The 7,042-nt window shown below is 60.0% G+C and carries 6 protein-coding genes; 3 read left to right on the forward strand and 3 right to left on the reverse strand.

Annotated features, from left to right (window positions below):
* The 3 genes from HLUSI_RS29850 to HLUSI_RS0120640 all read left to right on the forward strand — a co-directional run.
* Positions 1–2,313 (forward strand): efflux RND transporter permease subunit (locus HLUSI_RS29850; protein WP_016835748.1); only part of this gene is annotated, 2,313 nt, incomplete at its 5' end.
* Between the two features lie 10 nt (positions 2,314–2,323).
* Positions 2,324–3,769, forward strand: a complete 1,446-nt coding sequence (locus tag HLUSI_RS0120635) for an efflux transporter outer membrane subunit (protein ID WP_016835749.1) — start codon at positions 2,324–2,326, stop codon at positions 3,767–3,769.
* Between the two features lie 208 nt (positions 3,770–3,977).
* Complete coding sequence (locus tag HLUSI_RS0120640; RefSeq protein ID WP_016835750.1) at positions 3,978–4,754, forward strand: substrate-binding periplasmic protein; 777 nt, start codon at positions 3,978–3,980, stop codon at positions 4,752–4,754.
* A gap of 81 nt (positions 4,755–4,835) precedes the next feature.
* On the opposite strand, the gene HLUSI_RS32990 is transcribed toward HLUSI_RS0120640, so the two are convergent.
* The 3 genes from HLUSI_RS32990 to HLUSI_RS0120655 form a co-directional block, all read right to left on the reverse strand.
* Complete coding sequence (locus HLUSI_RS32990) at positions 4,836–5,369, reverse strand: hypothetical protein (protein WP_157137948.1); 534 nt, start codon at positions 5,367–5,369, stop codon at positions 4,836–4,838.
* 31 nt (positions 5,370–5,400) lie between these two features.
* Positions 5,401–6,003, reverse strand: a complete 603-nt coding sequence (locus HLUSI_RS0120650; protein WP_016835752.1) for an NADPH-dependent F420 reductase — start codon at positions 6,001–6,003, stop codon at positions 5,401–5,403.
* Between the two features lie 123 nt (positions 6,004–6,126).
* A complete protein-coding gene (locus HLUSI_RS0120655; RefSeq protein ID WP_016835753.1) occupies positions 6,127–6,861 on the reverse strand; it encodes an SDR family NAD(P)-dependent oxidoreductase in 735 nt (244 codons plus the stop codon).
* Positions 6,862–7,042: the final 181 nt, after the last annotated feature.

Raw genomic sequence — 7,042 nt, forward strand, 5'->3', positions numbered from 1 at the left:
AAGGCCGACGTCAAGCGCGGCTACGAAGATCCCAAGTCGTTCCTGGTGCGCATACAGGACGAGCCGTCGCTGATGCTGGCGGTTGTCATGAAAAAGGGCTTCAACGGCTTGACGCTGGGCAAATCCCTGACAAAGGAACGCGACCTGATTCAGGCCTCGCTTCCGCTGGGCATGTCGCTGACCAAGGTATCGGATCAGGCGCTGGCGATTGAGGCGGCGATCGACGAATTCATGATCAAGTTCGTCATGGCGCTTGCCGTGGTCATCATCGTCAGCCTGGTGACGCTCGGCTTCCGGGTCGGCGTCGTGGTGGCGGCGGCGGTGCCGCTCACGCTGTCGGCGGTGTTCGTCATCATGCTGGCGACGGGGCGCGACTTCGACCGCATCACGCTGGGCGCGTTGATCCTTTCATTGGGATTGCTGGTCGATGACGCCATCATCGCGATCGAAATGATGGTCGTGAAGATGGAAGAAGGCATGGACCGGATTTCCGCCGCGACTTATGCCTGGGGCGCTACCGCCGCCCCGATGGCGTCCGGCACGCTGGTGACCATCATCGGCTTCCTGCCGGTCGGCTTCGCCAGGTCCACGGCCGGCGAATATGCCGGCAACATTTTCTGGGTCGTGGCGTTTTCGCTGATCACGTCGTGGTTTGTCGCGGTCCTCTTCATTCCCTACCTGGGCGTCAAGATGCTGCCGAATATCCCGGTGCATGCCGGCGGGCAGGATGCCATCTACGCCACCAGGAACTATCAGCGCTTCCGCGCGCTGGTGCGCTGGTGCGTCGACAAGAAATGGATTACCGCCGCGATCACCATCGGCGTGTTTGCCGCCGCCATTTTCGGCATGGGCTTCGTGCAGAAACAGTTCTTCCCCAATTCCGAACGGCCGGAGCTGACCATCGAAGTCAACCTGCCGCCCGGCAGCGCATTCAGCGCCACCGATGCCACCGTCAAGAAGATAGAAGAAGCGCTGCACAAGGAACCTGAAGCGAAAATCGTCTCCAGCTACATCGGCCAGGGTGCGCCGCGCTTCTTCCTCTCGGTCAATCCCGAGTTGCCCAACCCGGCTTTCGCTCAGTTGATCGTGTTGACTGACAACGCCAAAGACCGCGATGCTCTCAAAGCCAAGTTCAGCAAGATGATCGCCGACGGCAAGTTTGCCAATGCCCGCGTCCGGGTGAGCCAGTTCGTGTTCGGCCCGCCGGTGCCGTTCCCGGTGCTGTTCCGCATCGTCGGTCCCGATCTCAATACCGTGCGCGATATCGCGTTCAAAGTGAGGGACGTGGTGCAGAGCAATCCGGACACCCGGGATGTGCATCTGGACTGGGGCGACCGAACCCAGACCTTGCGCCTGGAACTGGATCAGGAGCGCTTGCGCCAGGTCGGTCTCAATCCGCGCGATGCCGCCCTGCAGCTGCAAGCGATACTGAACGGCGCCTCGACCACGCAGGTCAGGGACGGCTTGCGCATTGTCGACGTGATGGTGCGCGGCGTGAAGCGCGACCGCACCAGCCTGGCGGAAATCGGCAACCTGACCCTGACCACGCAGGACGGCGTCGCGGTCCCGCTCTCGCAGGTCAGCAAGCTGTCGTCGAATGTGGAAGACGCGGTCTTGAAACGCAACAACCGCGAGCTCTACATCGCCGTGCAGGGCGACGTCCGCGACGGCATGCAACCGCCCGACGTCACGCATGCCATCCTGCCCAAGCTGGACGCCATCAAGGCGGCGTTGCCTGCCGGTTATCACATCGACACCGGCGGTTCGGTCGAAGAAAGCGCCAAGGCCGACGTTGCATTGGCCGCGATGTTCCCGCTGATGATCATCCTGATGCTGGCCGTCATCATGTTCCAGGTCCGCTCGTTTGCCACCATGTGGATGGTCTTCGCTACCGCGCCGCTGGGGCTGGTCGGCGCGGTGCCGACCTTGCTGATCTTCCACCAGCCGTTCGGCTTCAACGCCATCCTCGGCCTGATCGGCCTGGCCGGCATCCTGATCCGCAACACGCTGATCCTGGTCGACCAGATCCGCAGCGACCTGCTGTCCGGCATGACACCGTATGAAGCCGTGATCGAGTCCACCGTGCGACGCGCCCGCCCGGTCATCCTGACGGCAGTGGCCGCCATGCTGGCCTTCATCCCGCTGACGCATTCCTCGTTCTGGGGGCCTCTGGCGTATGTCCTGATCGGCGGCGTCGGCGTCGGCACCGTCCTCACGCTGCTGTTCCTGCCGGCCCTGTACGCCATCTGGTTCAAGGTGAAACGTCCGGCCGCGCCCGGTCACCCGGCCGGCATCAGCCACTCTCCTATTTGAGGCACGCACGATGACAATTACTTTCCAGTCCTTGCGGACAATCGCCGGGATCTCACTGATCAGCGCCTCGCTGGCGGCGTGCTCGCTGGCGCCGTCGTATCAACAACCGGCTTTCCCGGTGGCGGCTCATTGGCAGAACGATTTGCAAAAAGCCGAACCCGCCGGGACGCAGTCCGACACCCGGCAGGCGGCATCGATAGCCTGGACCGATTTCTTCCAGGATGCACAACTGAAGTCGGTGATCGCCGCCGCGCTCGACCACAACCGCGATCTGCGCATGGCCACACTGAACATCGAACGCGCCCGGGCCATGTACAACATCCAGGTTGCCGATCAGGTGCCCAACCTTGCGTTGAACGGCAACGGCGCACGCCAGCGCCTGCCGGCGGACGTCAACCCGACCGGCAAAGCAGGCGTCAACAGCAGCTATTTCGCCGGCGTCGGCCTGGCCGCGTTTGAAATCGACCTGTTCGGCCGGGTCAGGAACCTGAGCGAGGCAGCGCTGCAACGTTACTTGGCGACCGAGCAGGCGCAACGCAGCGCGCAGATCAGCCTGATTGCCGAAGTAGCCAATACCTACGAAGCGCTGGTGGCCGACCGGCGCTTGTTGCAGCTCACCGAAAACACGCTGGCCAGCCGGGCCGATTCCTATGAACGGCAAAAGCAGCTGTACGCCGAGGGTGCGAGTTCCGAATATGACCTGCGGCAGGCGGAGTCGCTTTTCGAAGCGGCCAAGGCCGCGCGTGCGCAACAGGAACGGCGCAAGACGCTCGATGAAAATGCCTTGACCGTACTGGTCGGCCATCCGCTCGCAGCGGATATCGGAACCGCGAACGCGACATCTGCCGAACAGGTTCTGCCTGACCTTCCCGCCGGATTGCCGTCGGACCTGCTCACCGCACGGCCGGACATCCTCCAGCAAGAGGCCGTACTGCGTTCGCAAAACGCCAACATCGGCGCGGCGCGGGCGGCGTTCTTCCCGCGCATTTCCCTGACGGGAAACTTCGGCTCCGCCAGCAGCCAGCTGTCCGGATTGTTCGACTCGGGATCGCGCTCCTGGTCGTTCATTCCGCAGATCTCCATTCCCATCTTTGAAGGCGGCCGCAATATCGCCAACCTGAACGTGGCGGAGACCGATAAGAAAATCGCCGTCGCACAATATGAAAAGACGGTGCAGGTCGCTTTCCGCGAAGTCGCCGATGCGCTGGCGGGTCGCGCGACGCTGGCCGACGAAGCCGGCGCCGTGAAGGCCCAGGAGGCTGCCGAGTCGGCCCGCTACGGCTTCGCCAGGAGCCGCTATGAAGCCGGCTATTCCAGCTACCTGGAATACCTGGACGCGCAACGCTCGCTGTTCGCGATTCAGCAGCAATCCATCCAGGTGCAACTTGCGGAGCTGCAAACCCGCATCACGCTCTACAAGGTGCTCGGCGGCGGCTGGAAGATGGCCAAACAATAGGAATAGAAACAGAAGCGTGCCTCGCCTCTTTTTCGGAGGCGGGGAAATGCGAGCATGGCGGCAATCGCATTCCGGCTCCCATCTGAGAAAAATAAAAAACCACCGTCCCGGTGGTTTTTAACTTCAGCTTCTACCATCGGTTTTATTCGGGTTATAGTACAGAAACAATACGGCAAAATATTAAATAAAATTCGCTGGGAGACCCCGCATGCCTATTCTGTTCCGATGTATCTTGTTCCTTGCGCTAGTCCCGTTGGCCGCTTTGTCGCAAGAAAAGGAATGTCGAAAAGTTGTCATTTCGGCCGACTCCGACTATGCACCGCTGCAATGGTACGACGGCAAACATCTGACCGGCGCGAGTATCGAGATCGCGACCAGCGCCTTGACTACTCTCGGCATCCCTTATGAAGTGCGCTATGTGGGTCCTTTCCATCGCGTCCTGAAAAGCGCACAGACAGGGGAGATCGACATGATCTCCTCTCTCAAAGATACCCCCGAAAGACGCGAGTATCTGATCTACACAAACGTCGCGCTATTTGCCAATCCCATTGCCATATTTGTTGCGAGGGAACGAAGCTTCAGTTACTCGGGATGGAATGACCTGATGGGGAAAAAGGGAGGAGTCACGCTCGGCAATCAGTTCGGGAATGGTTTCGATGAATTCTTGAAAGGGAATCTGCAAGTGGAGGCTGAGCAAAAAGCCTACATGAATTTCAAGAAACTTGAACTGCATCGTATCGATTACTTGATTACCGGGTACTACAGCGGAATAGCCTACTTAACCGCCTCCGGACAAAATGACAAGTTCGTTGCCTTGAAGCCGTATGTCTCGGAATCGGACAATTTCATCGCCATCGCCAAATCAAGTCCGTGTATCCGGCACCTGAAGGCCTTGAACCTTCAATTGGATACCATGCGCCGTGAAGGCAAGCTGAAGCTTATATTGGACAAGCACATAGCACTGCTTCCCAAGCGAGCAAATTGACCGTTGATACCCCATGAAGACTTATTGAAAAACCAATCTGCCTGCCGATTGCGCGACAGTCTGTCGAATTCTGCCCGGCATTTAATGCAACGCCTCCTCGCAACCAGATTTTCCGAACAGCGCAGCCAAGCCGCATACCGAGTGATACATGGCGAATGTGCGATGCGCAACTGCAGGCACTTCGAACAACCGCTGCAGTTGCGGCAGATGAGCCGCTTCGGCGGCGGCCGTCACGTAGCGGAAGTAGGCGTGCCCGCGTTCCAGGCGCGTTGCACCCTGGCTCTTATACGTGCAGGACTGGCCGACAGCGTCTGCGTTCGGATCATTGTCAGCGGCGCCAAGCAAGTAGACGACGTCACGCTGCAAATAGCCTTTTTCGAGCATGGCGGGCGCCACCGGTTGCTGCACGTAAGCAGGCACCTTGGCGGAGAGGCCATTGTTCCATGTCCCTGCGGTAGGGCACTGAGCGCTCACATCAGCAAAGCTGCCGTCCGCTTGCGGTCGCCTGTCGTCGAAGTACAGATAAGCCGCCGGATTGGCAACGACGTAACGGACATGGATAGGGGAAACGACGGCCTCCCGCGAGACCTGCCCCACCACCGCATAGCGCTGCACGAACTGGCCGGCTTCGCAATCCGGAATTGCCTTAGGACGGGGACTTGACCAAGTCCTTAAAGATGAGTTGTCCCCAGCTATTTCCACGCGCCTGCACAAGCAGTCCACCCTCCGAAATCCCGCCAAGTCTGATGGGTGAGAAACCGAGATTTTCCGCGAGCGTACTGACCTGCGCTGCGGCGTCTTCATCATCGCTCGCAAGAAAAACGACTCTGCGGCCGCCGTGTACGGCCGGATCCTGGGCCAGGACGGCAGCGATCAGATGATTGAAGCCCTTGACCAGTCTTGCATCGGTGAAGGCCTGAGCAACGACCTTGGAAGAAGGCTGCCCGCCCAGTTCCTCGGGAGGTACGCCGTAGGCGTTGGTTACATCGATGATGGTCTTTCCCTTCCATGTGGACAGCGCCTTCGCGACATCCGGGTGCGACTCGAAACGGACAGCTAGAAAGATGATGTCCGCCTTGACTGCTTCCGCCAGTGTCCTGGGAATGATCGTGGGTCCTATCGCGGCCGCGGCGGATGCAAAGCTCTCGGGGTCGCGCGTAGTGGCAACGGATACTTCGATGCCGTTACGGGCAAACGCCTTGGACAAGGCCTGGCCAATATTGCCGAAGCCGATAATTGCATAGCTCATCGTTTTCCTTTCATGAGTTTCAATTGAATTCGTCAGTTACAGCAATCGCGTCTGTCTCTGTTCCGCGTTGATAGTTTGTCCCCGGCGCTTTAACAGCACCGGGGACGATCTGCCGCTTCCGCATCAGACCTGCGCCATGCCTCCGTCGACGGCAACCTCGCTGGCGGTCATGAAGCTGCTGTCCTGCGACGCGAGAAATGCAGCCGCCGCCCCGAGTTCGGCCGGATCGGCCATGCGCTGGAGCGGATTCATCGCGGCGAAGACCTTCATGCCTTCTTCGCCTAGCGCTGCCTTCGCGAGTTCGGTCGCCGTCGGCCCGGGCGACAGCACGTTGACCCGGATGCCTGTGCCCTTCAAGTCTTCCGCCCAGGTCCGCGCGAGGTTGCGCACAGCCGCCTTGCTCGCGCTGTAGACGCTGAATGCCGGGGCGCCCGTGGTGCCGGCACTCGATCCGGTCAGAATGATCGAACCACCCTGCCCCATCAGTGGTAACGCCTTCTGGACCGTGAAGATCGTTCCCTTCACATTGGTGTCGAAGGTTTCGTCAATGTGCTCGGCGGTGAGCTTGCCGAGCGGAAGCGGGCCGCCCGCCCCGGCATTGGCGAAGACGATGTCGAGAGTTCCTCGCTCGGCCTTCACCGCCGCGTAGAGCCGGTCGAGGTCGTCCGGATCGGTGATCGAGCCCTTCACCGCACGGGCATTGGGGCCAAGGTCAGCCATGGCGGCGTCGAGCGCTTCCTGCCGGCGGCCGAAGATGAAGACGAAGGCGCCCTCCTCGATGAAGCGCTTTGCTGCGGCGAGGCCGATGCCGGTAGCGCCACCGGTGATCACGGCGGTTTTTTGATGCAATCTGTTCATGTCATGCTCCTTAGGTGGCGTCGCACCACGTTTCTGTTTCCATTCGCACAAATGCGCGGTATCTTATGGAGCAGTGATCCATATATGGATTTGATATCCAGGGATTTAATATCCGGATCACCGCTCCATTTATTAAATATACGGATCACTGATCCCACAGTGCTTCGCCATTTCCCGACGC

Source organism: Herbaspirillum lusitanum P6-12 (assembly GCF_000256565.1).
GTDB classification, from domain to species: Bacteria; Pseudomonadota; Gammaproteobacteria; order Burkholderiales; family Burkholderiaceae_D; genus Herbaspirillum; species Herbaspirillum lusitanum.